The sequence below is a fragment of the Longimicrobiaceae bacterium genome (assembly GCA_036375715.1).
Lineage (GTDB): Bacteria > Gemmatimonadota > Gemmatimonadetes > Longimicrobiales > Longimicrobiaceae > DASVBS01.
On the sequence record DASVBS010000065.1, the window covers coordinates 226583 to 240019 of the forward strand.

A 13437-nucleotide genomic window follows, 5' to 3' on the forward strand; every position below is an offset into this window, starting at 1 on the left:
CTCTCCGCCTACTCCCCGCTCCCCCCGCTCTCCCCGCTCACCCGCATCACGCCGCGCATGCTCAGCCAGTGCCCGGGGAAGCTACAGATGTACGGGTACTCACCGGGCGTATCGGGCGCACGGAAGGTGAGGGTCACGCGCTCCGCGGTGCCGATGAGATCGGTCGAATAGAGCACCTCGGGCACGTCGGGGACGAAGTTGCGCTCGTAGGCGTCAGGTGCCGAGGCCATGGCGTCCGCCGCGCGACCGACCTTCTCGACGGCTCCGGGCGCGGTGACCACCAGGTTGTGCGGCATGACGTCCGGGTTGCGGAAGACGATCTCGACCTCGCGGCCGGGCTCGACGGTGAACTCCTCCACGTCGAACCGCATCGCGCCTTCGACCGCGGCGATCTCCAGCCGCATCGGCTGCAACATCTCGAAACCTTTGAGCACTCGGGCGCGCTCGCCTTCCGGTAGAGCGGCTGCCAGCGCACGCCCCAGCGTGTCGGCCAGGGCGAAGGTGCGGCCGGTCCGATCCACCCCTTCGACCCCGCGCGCATACTCGAGCAGGGCCGTGGCGAGGAGAGCCTGCTGCGGACCGGGGATGAGGCTCGTGAGCACGGTGTCGATTCCGGCGATTGCCAGGTCCGTCTCGACGCCGCTCCGGAGCAGGTCACCGAAAAGGGCAAGCCGCGCCTCCTCCTCTCCCTGCATCGCGATGAGCGCCCTCACGGCTGCACGACGGACCTCCGTCGCGGGGTCGGGGTCGAGATCCACGGTGACCGGCTGGTCGGAAGCGTCGACCCCCTCGATCGCCCGGACCGTGTCCCGGTTCGCGTCCAGCAAGAAGAGGTTGAAGCCGCCGATGTCGGCGGTCACGGTCTCGTCGGTGCGCTTCCACACCCGCACCGCGCTGATCGAGCGCTGCTCACCCAGGTCGACCTCCCACCAGGGATCGGCTTCCATCGCGGTTGACTGCGAAACCGAGCCGAGGCGGAAGTCGCCGGCGGTATTACCGTCGATCGCTCGCTCGGCCTCGCCGCCGGAGGCGGTGCTCTTCTGGCTCGCCTCGCCGAGGGGCGCCAGGTTGAACCGCCCATCCAGGACCTCCACTTCGGCGAAGCTCTGCGTCTCGCAACAGCCCGGCTGCTCGAGCCGCACGTAGCGAGCGCGCACCCCGTTCCCCGGCCCATCCCCGGTCGAGCTCCTCACCAGCTCCTCCACCCGGGGGAGCAATTGGCTCTGCAGCGCCGGGTCGTCGAGGAGCGGCACACCGGCGAGCAGGTCGACCATCCTTTGCGGCTGCCCGCCGGCCAGCTTCCAGGCCGGCTCCACGCTACCGTGCGCCCGCATCAACGCCGCGTACGCGGCTTCACGGAAGGGGGAGTGGCGCGCGCCTCCCGCCAGCGTTTCGAGCCGCGCGAGCACCGGCCGGAGCTCGTCCGCCGGCAGGCTCGCCAGCACCGCAGACAGCTCTTCCTCGGCGTCACCCTCTCCGGAGCGCTGCTCGAGCTCCTCGATCGCACCCAGCACGACCTCGGCGCGGGAGACGCCCCGCGTTTTCGCCAGGTCTTCGACCGCCTCGAGACGGACCTCCCGCGGGATGCCCGCGCGCGTGAGCAGGACCTCGTTCACCGCCTCGCTTCGCGGCACCCGCGCCACCTCGGCAGGCTCCAGGCGATCCAGGAGGAAGACAATCCCCTCGGGATTGCCTTTCGCAAAGGGCTCTCCGCTGAAGAGAGCGGGCTTCCACTGCTCCTCCAGCGTCGAGATGGTCTCTCCCAACGCGTAATCCAGGTAGTAGTCGACAGGGTGCTTCAGCGCCTCCAGGGCTAGCTCCGCCGCTTCCGCGCGCGGGATGAAGCTGAGCGCCACCACCCCCTCGAGACGGACCAGCGGATGGGGATCGTTCACCACCGGGCGCAGCAGGGCGAGGGGGTCTTCCACCCGATGGAGGGCGTACCGGAGGACCCGGGTCGCCGCCGCGCGGGCGCGGTAGTCCTTCGCCTCGAGCAACCGGCGAAGCAACGCGGGATCGACCCGGTCGAGCGACTGCTGGACCCAGAGGGCCTCCAGGAGGTGGTGCTCGTACTCGGGATCGCTCCGGTCTAGCCGTTCGGTCCACCGCTCGACCTCGCGCAGCACCTCCTCCCGATTGCGCTCCCGCAGCTCCCGCCGCGCCCGGTACCGCGTGCGGTCCTCGTATACTTTGAGCTGGTCGAGCAGCTCCGGAACCGAAAGCTCCTCGAGGTTCACCGGCCTCAGCAGCGGCTTGCCCTTGTAGGTGATCCGCCAGATGCGGCCGTGCTCCCTGTCCCTGCGCGGGTCGCGCAGCGAGTACTGCATATGGCCGATGAGCGGATTGAACCAGTCGGTGACGTACAGTGCGCCGTCCGGTCCGAACTCCATCTCGATCGGCCGGAAGTTGATGTCGCGCGAATACAGGAGGGGTTCCACTTCGCGCGAGGTGAAGCCGGAGCCCTCCGGTTCCGGTTTGTGGTTCTTGATCCCCTGGAAGCCGATTGTGTTGGTGACGAGGAAGTTCCCCTGCATCGAGTCGGGGAACTGGCGGCTGCTCACGAACTCGGCACCCGCCGTCGGACGGACGACCGAAGTGAAGACCCGCATCTGCGGATGCTTGTCGGGGTACTCAACGTGCCCGGAAATTGGCAGGCCGAAGTAGTTGCGGCCGCTGGAGGCGTCGGCGATGAAGTTCTGCCCCCAGCGATCGAATGCGTGTCCCCACGGGTTGGCGAACGAATAGGAGGTGAGAACGCTCAGCTTCTGCGTGTGGGGCTCGTACCTCCAGACTCCGGCGTTCTCCAGCCGGACGGGCCCGAACGGCGTCTCCACCTGCGAGTGCAGGAAGGTCCCCTCCTGGAAATAGAGCGCTCCGTCCGGCCCCCAGGTGAAGGCGCTGATCGCGTGGTGGCTGTCCTCGGTGCCGAAGCCGTGGAGGAGGATGCGCTTCTCGTCGGCGCGGTCGTCGCCGTCCGTGTCCTTCAGAAAGACCAGGTTCGGCTCCTGGGACACGTACACCCCGCCGTCGCCCAGCTCGAAGCCCAGGGCGAGGTAGAGACTATCGGCGAACACCGTGTGCTTGTCCGCCCGCCCGTCGCCGTCCGTGTCCTCCAGGATGATCAGCTTGTCCCTCGGTTGCTCACCGGGCAGGTAGTGCGGGTAGCTCGGCATGGTGGACACCCAGAGCCGCCCGCGACTGTCGAAGGCGAGAGCAACCGGTTTGCCGATCGGGAAATCGCGCTCCGACGCGAAGAGGGTCACCTCGAAGCCATCGGTCGGTACCAGGCGCTCGAGCGCAACCTGAGGGTCGCTCGCCGAGAGATCGATCGTGCCGCCCCGGTTCGGCTCGGCCCCCTCCACCTCCTGGGCCGACAGCAGCGCGGGGTGGCCTGCGAGGCACGCGGTGAACAGAATCGCGAGGATTCCGGAGGAAGGTCGCTTCATGGCCGAAGGACGTTGGAGAGTCGGGGCAGCGGCCCCCAGAGATCGAAGCTGCATCGGCTCCCGGCGTTCGATTACCGGTCTGCCGGACCAGCGGCGAGATCCCAGATCTCCCGTTCCGCTTCGGCGACCATCTCGTCGAGCCGGGCCATTTCGCCGGGGAAGTTGACCACCCCGAAGGGCTCCTTCCTCCGCCCGACGATGTATTCGGCGTTCACGGGTCGCCAGCGGTAGAAGAACAGCTGGTTCTTGTCGCGAATCGCCTCGGCGAGTCGCAGCTGCTCGGGAGTAGGCGGCTCCAGCAGATCCGCGGTCGCGGGGAGCAGTCCCAGCTCACGCGCGATCGCGCGCCCGGCCACCTGATAGCCCCGGTCGTCGAGATGAATGCCGTTGATGGTCAGGTCGCCCAGCTGCGGATCGCGCACCAGCGGAAGCAGGGGATGGTAGAGGTCGACGAAGTAGACGCCACGTTCCGCGGCCACCTCCCGCATGACCTCCGTGTAGCGCTCGAGATCGCGGTTGTGCTGCGCCGGATCAAGTGGGACATGGTCGACCTGTTCGTGCGGGATGGGTGAGATGAGGACCACCCGCGCAGGGGTGCGACCGTTGTAACGCTCGGTTCGCAGGGTGTCGAGGAATACACCCAGGCGCGCGCGGAACTCCGGCAACCCCGCCTCGCCGCGATAGGACTCGTTCATCCCGAAAGCGGCGAAGATGACATCCGCCCGCTGGTTCTTCAGATGGGTGTGGATGTCCCCGAAGTTGAGCGGACGCGGCCGGAGGCCGACCTCGTCCCCACTCCAGGCAAGGTAGCGGAAGCTCAGCCGCAGCTCGGGCCGCATCGACGTCAGCAGCGCCTCGAAATGCGGGAAGATCTGCAGCCGCTCGGCGAAGGTGTTGCCGATGAAGACGAGACGCTCGCCCGGGCGGAGGTCCAGGGCCGCCTGCTGGGCGGCGGCCGGCGAGCGTCCCGTGGCCACGATGCCGAGGAGGAGCGGCAGAAGGATTCGGCGCATGTTCCGAGCGCGTGCGTGTCTCGGCGCCAGTCGCCCGCCGGCGGGCGGGGCCGGTGCGGAGATCGGTTCGGGGGGATCGTGTCGGGGCGAACGGGGCGCCCCGCCCCCTCGCTCGATGGGTCAGACCGTGTAACCGACGCGGTGGATCAATAACCCGACGATCCCCGAAGCCGCAAGCGGCCCATCCGCTCCCCCCCTTGTCTCCTTGTCCCGCGCCCGACCCGCTGTGCTCGGCGAATCGTCCGCGGGTGGAAACAGTACCCGCGCTTCCACCCGAGGCGTCTGCAGCATGGCTTCTGCACCGACCCTTTGGCGGAGCTCAGCGCGCGGAACGCCAGGAGGATGAAAGGTGAGGCGACATGGCCCGCAAAGCCGGAATAACTGGAAAACGGAGAGCCTCCTCCGCGCCGATTCGTGTGGGGGTCGCGGGCTGGGACTATGCGGACTGGAAGGGGATACTGTATCCCAACCCCCTGCCGCGCGGCTTTGACCGCCTCGGCTTCCTCGCTCGGCTTGTCCCCGTGATCGAGGTGAACTCGTCCTTCTACGGTCCTCCCACCGCAAAGACGGCGCGTCGTTGGCTGAAGCGGGTCGAGGAGGTAGAGGACTTCCGGTTTGCGGCGAAGCTCTGGCAGCGCTTCTCGCATCAGCGCAGAACCCCCTGGACGCGGGAGGAGGTGGCCGAGACCAAGCGAGGCCTGCGTGTGCTGCTGCGCGCGGGGCGCCTCGACGCGCTGGTAGCCCAATTCCCCTGGTCATTCCGCAACGTGGACGAGAACCGCGAGTGGCTCGATGACGTGCGACGTGCCTTCGAGGAATTTCCGCTAGTCGTGGAGGTGCGGCACGCCAGCTGGAACGAGCCGGACGTGTTTGGCTGGCTACAGGAGCGCGGGGTCGGCTTCGTCAACGTCGATCAGCCCCGGTTCAAGCGCTCGATCGGCCCGTCTGCACATGCCACCTCCCACGTCGGATACATCCGGGTGCACGGGCGCAACTACTCCGACTGGTTCCGCAAGAACGCGGGTCGCGACGCTCGCTACGACTACCTGTACTCGGTCGAGGAGCTACACCCCTGGGTGGCGAGGGCCAAGGAGATCGCCAGCGAACCCGACATCGAGTCGGTCGATGTCGTCTTCAACAACCACTACCACGCGCAGGCAGTGGTGAATGCCCTCCAATTTCAGAAGCTACTCGGCCAGGAGGAGGTTTCCGCGCCGCCTCTACTGGCTGAGCACTTTGGCGAGGCGCTGAGCGAGGCGGGGATTCCGGTGCAGGGATAGCCGCCGGCGCTCAGGTGATGCGCCAGTCGATCGGATCCTGCCCCACCTCGACCAGTGCCTGGTTAATGCGCGAAAAGGGGCGGCTGCCAAGGAAGCCCCTGCTGGCGGACAGCGGGGACGGATGGGCCGCGGTGACGATCGCATGGCGGTCGCCATCGACCAGCGGGATCTTCTTCTGCGCGTGCGACCCCCAGAGGGCAAATACCACGCGGTTCCGCTTCTCCGCCACCCGTCGAATGATCGCGTCGGTGAAAGACTCCCAACCTTTACCACGATGTGAGTTCGGTTGGCCGGCACGAACGGTGAGTACGGCGTTCAGGAGCAGGACCCCTCGCTCGGCCCACTGGACCAGCGAGCCGTGCGGCGGCGGCGGCACCTGGAGATCCGACTCCAGCTCGCGAAAGATGTTGCGTAGAGAGGCGGGTAGCGGAATCCCCTTGCGGACCGAGAAGCAGAGTCCCTCCGCCTGTCCCGGACCATGGTAGGGGTCCTGGCCGAGGAGAAGCACCCGCACCCGGCGGAGCGGCGTCAGCTCCAGCGCGCGGAAGACATCCTCCGCCGGCGGGTAGATCGTGTGCTGCTGCGCGTCTTTGGAAAGGAAGCGGCGCAGAGCGTCGAAGGAGGGCGTTTGCGTGTCCGGCTCGAGGAAGCTCCACGCTGGCGGTAGCGGCGGTAGAGGGTAGCCGTCCATGCGGAACTCAGTCTCCGATCGCCGCTGCCGCGGCTCGCTCTAGTCTTTCGTCCATGCTCTTCGATGACGCTGCCATGGCCCCCCTGCCTGACGCTTCCTCGACCTCGCAGCTGGAGCGCCTCTCTCTCACTGTGTGATAGACGCGCGATCGACACGGCAGGCGTTGTGGTCACTGCTTCCCCGAGCACGCAGCGGGGGGCGCCGCTTTCTCAGCCCGACGCGTAACCGTAAGTTGCGAGCGACCGCATCGACGCCCCTCATATGGAGGTTCATGACCGACCCGGGGGATAGTCTCGCTCGGATCGAACCCACCCGCCAGCCCATGTTCTTACGTCGCCTTCTTCTGCTGGTCGCCATCGTCCTGACGCACGCACTGCTTCCGGAAGTGGCGTGGGCACACCAGGAGCTCCTCGGCTCCACTCCGGCAAGTGGCGACTCGCTCTCCACAGTCCCGCAAGAGATCCGGCTGAGCTTCAGCCAGGCGGTGGAGCCGTCGCTCGCTGCGTTGCGGCTAATCGGTCCGGCGGGCGAGGTCCGGCTCGGCGATCTCTCCGTCCCTGCGGACAGCGCAACGGTGCTCACCGCGACCATCGTGGGACCTCTGGTGCCGGGCGATTATACGATCGAGTGGCTCGCGACCGGCGATGACGGACATTCGGTGCGCGGCGAGATTCCATTCCATCTGCGGGAAGGGGCAGCCGGCCTCGCCGTCAGCCGGCCCACTGCCCCGGACGCCACCCTCGGCGGCAATGCCGAGCGCGAGCCCGCCACGGGTGCGCAGGAGGTGCCGGCCGGCTCAACATTTACACTGACCCCTGGCCATCCGCTCTACGTCGCGGTGCGCTGGCTCAACTTCGCGGGGATCGTGATCGTGATCGGTGCGGTTGTCCTGGCAACGGTGGTGCTGGGCAGGATGCAGCGGCGCGATGCGGTGACCCCCGAAGGGATGATCCCACAAGTCCGCCAGAGGGCGGCGGCGGTCGGCTTCGCGGGGGCAGTCTGTCTGCTGATTGCCCTGCCGCTGAGGCTGTTTGCCCAGCTCGCGACGCTGGAGGGAGCGGGTGGGGGGTCCCGAGGAGAGGTGGTCGCCAGCATCCTGAGTCGCAGCACCTGGGGTCGCGGCTGGTGGCTGCAGGCGGTCGCCGTGGCGCTGGCGCTGGTCGGGTTCTCCCTGGCGCGTCGGGGCCGCAGCTCGGGCTGGGGAATTGCCGCGCTCGCGGCCGTTGCGCTGGCGGTCACCCCAGCCCTCTCGGGGCACGCGGTCGCCGCTTCGCCGCTGGCGGTCGTCAGCGACACGGTGCACGTGCTCTCGGCAGGGGGATGGGTGGGGACCGTCTTCGTGATGACGGTGGCGGCACTGCCCCCCCTCCTGGGGAGCGCCACCACACGGCGGGCCGCGGCAGGAGGCCTGCTCGCCGCGTTCTCACCCGTGGCACTCAGCTTTGCCGCGGCGCTGGCGCTCACCGGCGTCTATGCGGCCGTGCTGCACCTGCCGGATCCGTCCTCCCTCTGGGCCAGCAGCTACGGCCGCACGCTGCTGATCAAGCTGGTCGCCCTGGCTTTCGTCTTCGCCGCCGGTTTCTACAACTGGCGGCGTGCTCGGCCGGTTCTGGAGCAGCGTGGTGATTCCCGGCCGCTGCGCCGATCTGCCGCGATCGAGCTGACCTTCGGTGCTCTGGTACTGGCGATCACCGCCGCGCTGGTGGCTACGCCACCGCCCGCGGAGCATGCCGCGCACGCCAGCGTGGGTGGAGCGCCGGCGGCGGACGTGTCGGTAGGGAGCCCGGATGTTGCAACGCCATGAGGCGCCGTCCCGTCCTCCTCCTGCTCCTGACGGTGGTCGCGTGCGAGCCCTCCTCCGGGGGAGAGCGGTCAGGGGTTGACGGGATGGCATCCGCCCATGCCGGCGCCGCGGAAACCGCGATCGACACGACCGGTCTGGCCCTTCTTCCCGTTCCGGATCAGCATCAGCGCGGGGAGGCGATCTACCGCGCGAACTGCTCGAGCTGCCACGGAGAGGCCGCGCTGGGGACGCCCCGGGGACCGCCACTGATCCACCGGATCTACGAGCCGAGCCATCACGCCGACATCTCTTTCGTCCTGGCGGCGGAGCGCGGCGTACGCGCACATCACTGGCAGTTCGGTGACATGCCCCCGCAGCCGGGGGTCACGCGCGACGAGGTGGAGGAGGTGGTGGGATATATCCGCTGGCTACAGCGGGAAGCCGGGGTCTACTGACCCCACCCGCGACCGCAACCGGTCAGCGGGCGTGGCGATACATCATCTCGACGATCTCGTCGTACATGGCTTCCGCATCTGCCTCGTCTCCGTTACGGATCGCCTCGGTGGCGCAGTACTTCAGGTGGTTGCGCATGAGCTCCCGGCCCACGCCGCGCAGGGCCTCATGCACTGAGGAAATCTGCGTGAGGATGTCGGCACAGTAGCGATCCTCTTCCACCATCCTCTGTAGCCCGCGCACCTGCCCCTCGATGCGCCGGAGCCGCTTCAGGTTGCGCTCCTTCACACCGGGATCGACCCCGACCGCCTTGCGCCCACCTTCCTCCCCCGCGTGCGCGCCGCAGCCACAGACCGCGGACATCACCGCCGCCTCTCCCCGTTCGGTTACCATGATCTCACCTCTATTCTGAGTCGTTCGCGCTCCCAGCGAGCCAGCCCGGCCGCGGGGATCAATCTTCCGCCGCCAAGACCCGGGTGGTGTGGCTCTCGGTCCGTGCTCGCCCAGCTGTAGCGCCGCCGTAGACGGAGCTCAGTTCAAGCCAGAGAGGCTGAGCAGGGCGCTGAACCTTCTCCGAAGTCCCGGCTTGCGTCTACACCGCCGCCAGCGAGGCTCGGCGCAGACGCAGGCTGTTGGTTACCACGCTCACCGAGCTGAAGGCCATGGCGGCGCTCGCCAGGATCGGCGAGAGCAACAGCCCGAACGCGGGATAGAGCACACCGGCCGCGACGGGAATCCCGATGACGTTGTAGATGAAGGCCCAGAAGAGATTCTGCTTCATCGTCCGCATCGTCCGCCGGGAGAGGGCGATGGCACCGGAGACACCGTCCAGCTCCGGCCGCATGAGCACCACGTCTCCCGCTTCCGCGGCGATGTCGGTGCCCGTGCCGATGGCGATCCCGAGATCCGCCTGCGCCAGCGCCGGGGCGTCATTGATCCCGTCACCCACCATCGCCACCACCTTCCCCTCGGCCTGCAGCCGCTTCACCTCCTCCACCTTCCCCTCCGGCAACACCTCCGCGACGAAGCGATCGATGCCAGCCTGTCGCGCGATTGCTTCCGCCGTGCGACGGTTGTCACCGGTCAGAAGCACCACGCTCAGACCCATCCGCTTCAGACCGGCGATGGCCTCGCGGGCACCCGCCCGAAGCGGATCCGCGACGCCGATCAACCCGGCCAGGCGTCCATCTACCGCCACGTACACCGGCGTGCGGCCAAGGGCCGCGAGCGCCTCGGCGCGGTCCCGCAATGGCATCACGTCAATCGCCCACTCCTTCATGAGGCGGGCGCTGCCCACGGCCACCGCCGAGCCGTCCACCACCCCGGTCGCCCCCCGTCCGGTCTGGGAGGCGAATCCCTCGACCTCCGCGAGGCGCACCCCGCGTCGCCGTGCATGCTCGACGATCGCGTCGGCAAGCGGGTGCTCGCTGCCGCGCTCGAGCGAAGCCACCAACCCGAGGACGCGCAGCTCGTCGTCGCCCTCGACCACCTCCAGCTCCGTCACGGTCGGCCGCCCCTCGGTGACCGTTCCGGTCTTGTCCAGCACGACCACGTCCACATCGCCGGCCCGCTGCAGTGCCTCTCCACCCTTGATCAGGATCCCCTGCCCCGCTCCGCGGCCGGTCGCGACCATGACCGCTGTCGGGACCGCGAGGCCCATGGCGCACGGGCAGGCGATGATGAGCACCGTGACGGCGGCCGCGAACGCCCGAATCAGCGGGGCAGTCGGCGTCAAGAGATACCAGGTGGCGAAGGTGACCAGCGCAATCGCGATCACCACCGGCACGAACACCGCGCTGATCCGGTCGGCGAGGTTCTGGATCGGCGCACGCGACCCCTGGGCGTCCCGCATCAGCCGAACGATGCGCGCCAGCACGCTGTCGGCCCCGAGCGTGGTGGCTCGATAGCGGAAGCTACCGGTGCGGTTGATGGTTCCACCGATCACCTTCGCACCGGGTCCCTTCTCGACCGGCAGCGACTCGCCGGTCAACATCGACTCGTCCACCGCGCTGGCGCCCGACAGAACCTCGCCGTCCACCGGGATGCGCTCCCCCGGTCGCACGATCACCACGTCCCCGGCGCGCACCTCCTCCACCGGAACATCGACCTCCTGCTCATCCCGCAGGACTCGCGCGGTCGGCGGCTGCAGGTCGGCGAGGGCCCGGAGTGCGGTGGAGGTCTGTCGCTTCGCCCGCGCCTCCAGAGCGTTGCCCAGCAGGATCAAGGCGATGATGAAGAGCACCGCCTCATAGTAGACGTCAGGCGCCAGCCCGTGGCGGCTGAAGAGCTCCGGGACGAAGGTCGCAACCAGTGAGTATACGAACGCCGCTCCAGTGCCCACCGCCACCAGGGTGTTCATGTCCGCGGAGCGGTGCCGGAACGCAGCCCACGCCCGGGTATAGAAGTGACGCCCCGCCCAGCCCATCACCGCCACCGTCAGCGTGAGGAGCACGGCCAGCCACACCCGGTGGTCCACCGCGTAGATCCAGGGCACGACCCCGCGCAGCCAGGGGTCGATCACCCGCATGCTCCAGCGCATGAAGGGGTCGGCGAGCCCCGCGTGACCTCCGTGTACGCCGCTGGCGGTGGCCGCCATCACGGGCATGGAGAGCACCATGCCCAGAGCCGCAGCCACCAGGCTGAAGGCCGCCTTGCGGGCCAGGGTCCTGAACTCCTCGGCCTGGACGCGATCCTGCGCCTCCTGCTCGTCGAAGGCGCTGCGCTCCTCCAGCACCAGCTCCGCACCATACCCGGTGCTGCGGATCCGCTCGACCAACGCTTCAGGGCTGACGCGCTCCGGATCGAAGACGACGGTAGCGTTCTTCAGCATCAGGTTCACGTTGGCGCTGCCGACCCCCTCCATCGTCTCCAGCGCGCGCTGAACACGCCCGGAGCAGGCCGCACACGTCATCCCCTCTACGGGAATGGTGACCTTCGCTTCGGGCGCTTTTGTCGTACTCATGGGATTTTCTCGCTGACCTTCAGCCGGCACCGACGAACACCTCCCCCTTCCGGGAGGAATATTTCTGTGCTGAAGGATATATACCCCCGGGGGCTATGTCAAGCTCGCTGGTCTGCCTCCTCTCTCTGGCGTCTCATCACCAGACCTTCGACCCAGCGCTCGACGTGCTCGGCTTCGTCCTCGGAGAGACGGCCGTGGGAGGTTTGGACTCCCTCCACCGCCTCGCCGCCGCTACGCTGCACGACCGCTTCCACCAGCGATCGCCAGGTGGTCTCCTGCAGCGGGCGGCCCACGGTGGCCATCACCGCCCGGTCGGCCACGTTCGAGCCCCGGAAATAGGACCGCACCTCGAAGCGAAGCGGCTGTGGTCCACCATCGTGCGCGGTGAGCTCTCGGACGAGGAAGCGGATCATCCCCGATAGTGGGTGCCCGGCCAGCGTAACCGAGGTGGCCGCGCGGTCGCGGACCTCTTCGACGCGCACCTGGATGGTCCCGCGCAGGGGGACGGACAGGGTAAGCGTCGCCCCCGGTCGGAGCGCTACCTCTCCCCTCCCCTCCGCGTCGACCTCCAGCAACGGCTCCGGCGCGAGCTCACCGAAGTGATCACAGACAAGGGTGAAGAGGGCATCCGCGTCGAGCCGGCCACCGCGGATGTCGGCCCAGTAGCGGTGCCGGTAGAGGGGACCCACACCTTCGGAGGGAAGTCGCTCGGGCAGCTCATCCGCCAGGCGGCGCAGGCCGTCCCGGAGTGGCGTCGGGGACACGTTGAAGACCGTCACCAGGGCGTTCTCCTCCCCTTCGATGACATTCTCTTCCGCCAGCATGGTGAGGACGTCATCGTTGATCCCGGGCTGGAAGCCGAGCGACTCTGCCAGAGAGGATCCCGCTCCGATCACCGAGGCGGGCAGGGGCAGGCGCGGCGGAGAGCGTCCGGTAATCTCTCCCAGGATCTCCAGTACTTCGGCGGTAGTGGTGACCTCGCTCCCGGCGAGCTCTAGCGTCACGCCCGCTGGCTCCTCGGCCTCGGCCGCGGCAACCAGGCACTGCGCCAGATCGTCCATCCAGATGGGCTGGAACGGCTGTTTCCCCCAACCGACGGTCGGTATGGCTGGAAGCGTCCGAACCATTGCGAGCAGGGTGGAGATCACATCGTCACCGGGACCGTAGACCTTACCCGGCCGCAGGACCAGCCAGCTGCCCTGGAAGCCGCGGACGAGTTCCTCCGCCTCCCGCTTCGAGCAGTGGTAGTCCGAGGCGCCATGGCTTGCCCCCAGCGACGACACGTAAACGAAGCGCGCCGCCCCCGCGCGCTGCGCCTCCTCCAGCAGACGCCGGGTTCCTTCGACGTTGACCTCCTGGAAGGTCACCGCCGGTGGCTCCTCGGCCACGATGCCGGCGATGTGGAGCACCGCATCGCATCCTTCCGCCGCGCCGCGCACGAGCCCTGCATCCGAGACTGACCCGGAGTACGGCTCCACCCTCTCCGGCCACAATCCCGCGTCTCGCTCGGCGTTGCGCGAGAGCAGCCGGACGCTGTGTCCGCGCTGGATCAGGCGGTCGATGACGGGCTTGCCGATCACGCCCGTGCCGCCGGTCACAAGAATCCGCATCGTTCCTCCGGGGGATTTGATGTGGGGGGTCCAGAACGCAGAAGGGGTGCCATCCCCGGTCTTGCGACGAGGGCGATTGACAGCGGGTTCGCGCGCGGTTATCACCCCGCGGTCTCGTCCCCGGGGCAGATCGAGCACCGGCCAGCGAAGTCGAGCCCGGCGGCAACACACCCCGGGCCCGGCGGCGATAATCTCTAAC

Annotated in this window: 9 protein-coding genes; 3 read left to right on the forward strand and 6 right to left on the reverse strand. The window is 68.3% G+C overall.

From position 1 onward, the window contains the following. Positions 1-8 precede the first annotated feature (8 nt). Together VF167_14415 and VF167_14420 are read right to left on the reverse strand one after the other, a co-directional pair. Positions 9-3446 (reverse strand): PVC-type heme-binding CxxCH protein, encoded by a 3438-nt coding sequence (locus VF167_14415; protein ID HEX6926612.1) that lies wholly within the window; start codon positions 3444-3446, stop codon positions 9-11. 71 nt (positions 3447-3517) lie between these two features. Continuing rightward, positions 3518-4459, reverse strand: coding sequence for an SGNH/GDSL hydrolase family protein (locus VF167_14420; GenBank protein ID HEX6926613.1), 942 nt, complete (start codon positions 4457-4459; stop codon positions 3518-3520). Between the two features lie 359 nt (positions 4460-4818). Here VF167_14420 and VF167_14425 point away from each other — a divergent pair, with 359 nt between their 5' ends. After that, positions 4819-5739 (forward strand): DUF72 domain-containing protein, encoded by a 921-nt coding sequence (locus tag VF167_14425; protein HEX6926614.1) that lies wholly within the window; start codon positions 4819-4821, stop codon positions 5737-5739. Between the two features lie 10 nt (positions 5740-5749). Here the strand turns inward: VF167_14425 and ung are convergent, their stop codons facing one another. Continuing rightward, on the reverse strand, positions 5750-6430 hold the full coding sequence (gene ung, locus VF167_14430; GenBank protein HEX6926615.1) for a uracil-DNA glycosylase: 681 nt from the start codon (positions 6428-6430) through the stop codon (positions 5750-5752). 322 nt (positions 6431-6752) lie between these two features. Between ung and VF167_14435 the strand changes: the two genes are divergently transcribed. After that, positions 6753-8234, forward strand: a complete 1482-nt coding sequence (locus VF167_14435) for a CopD family protein (protein ID HEX6926616.1) — start codon at positions 6753-6755, stop codon at positions 8232-8234. Beyond that, positions 8231-8668: a cytochrome c gene (locus VF167_14440; protein ID HEX6926617.1), complete on the forward strand. Its 438-nt coding sequence runs from the start codon at positions 8231-8233 to the stop codon at positions 8666-8668. Before VF167_14435 ends, VF167_14440 begins: the two co-directional genes overlap by 4 nt. 22 nt (positions 8669-8690) lie before the next feature. On the opposite strand, the gene VF167_14445 is transcribed toward VF167_14440, so the two are convergent. The 3 genes from VF167_14445 to VF167_14455 form a co-directional block, all read right to left on the reverse strand. Then, positions 8691-9059 (reverse strand): metal-sensitive transcriptional regulator, encoded by a 369-nt coding sequence (locus VF167_14445; GenBank protein HEX6926618.1) that lies wholly within the window; start codon positions 9057-9059, stop codon positions 8691-8693. A 199-nt stretch (positions 9060-9258) separates the two neighbouring features. Continuing rightward, a complete protein-coding gene (locus VF167_14450; GenBank protein HEX6926619.1) occupies positions 9259-11628 on the reverse strand; it encodes a heavy metal translocating P-type ATPase in 2370 nt (789 codons plus the stop codon). Positions 11629-11726: 98 nt separating this feature from the next. After that, positions 11727-13238 carry an NAD-dependent epimerase/dehydratase family protein gene (locus tag VF167_14455; protein HEX6926620.1) on the reverse strand — a complete coding sequence of 504 codons (1512 nt, stop codon included), beginning with the start codon at positions 13236-13238 and terminating at the stop codon, positions 11727-11729. Between the last annotated feature and the right edge of the window lie 199 nt (positions 13239-13437).

What these genes read in the sequence shown, in the direction of transcription:
- VF167_14420 (HEX6926613.1), bottom strand. Translation starts at nt 4,459, where the DNA reads ATGCGCCGAATCCTTCTGCCGCTCCTCCTCGGCATCGTGGCCACGGGA.
- VF167_14435 (HEX6926616.1), top strand. Translation starts at nt 6,753, where the DNA reads ATGTTCTTACGTCGCCTTCTTCTGCTGGTCGCCATCGTCCTGACGCAC.
- VF167_14415 (HEX6926612.1), bottom strand. Translation starts at nt 3,446, where the DNA reads ATGAAGCGACCTTCCTCCGGAATCCTCGCGATTCTGTTCACCGCGTGC.
- VF167_14440 (HEX6926617.1), top strand. Translation starts at nt 8,231, where the DNA reads ATGAGGCGCCGTCCCGTCCTCCTCCTGCTCCTGACGGTGGTCGCGTGC.
- VF167_14455 (HEX6926620.1), bottom strand. Translation starts at nt 13,238, where the DNA reads ATGCGGATTCTTGTGACCGGCGGCACGGGCGTGATCGGCAAGCCCGTC.
- VF167_14445 (HEX6926618.1), bottom strand. Translation starts at nt 9,059, where the DNA reads ATGGTAACCGAACGGGGAGAGGCGGCGGTGATGTCCGCGGTCTGTGGC.
- VF167_14450 (HEX6926619.1), bottom strand. Translation starts at nt 11,628, where the DNA reads ATGAGTACGACAAAAGCGCCCGAAGCGAAGGTCACCATTCCCGTAGAG.
- ung (HEX6926615.1), bottom strand. Translation starts at nt 6,430, where the DNA reads ATGGACGGCTACCCTCTACCGCCGCTACCGCCAGCGTGGAGCTTCCTC.
- VF167_14425 (HEX6926614.1), top strand. Translation starts at nt 4,819, where the DNA reads ATGGCCCGCAAAGCCGGAATAACTGGAAAACGGAGAGCCTCCTCCGCG.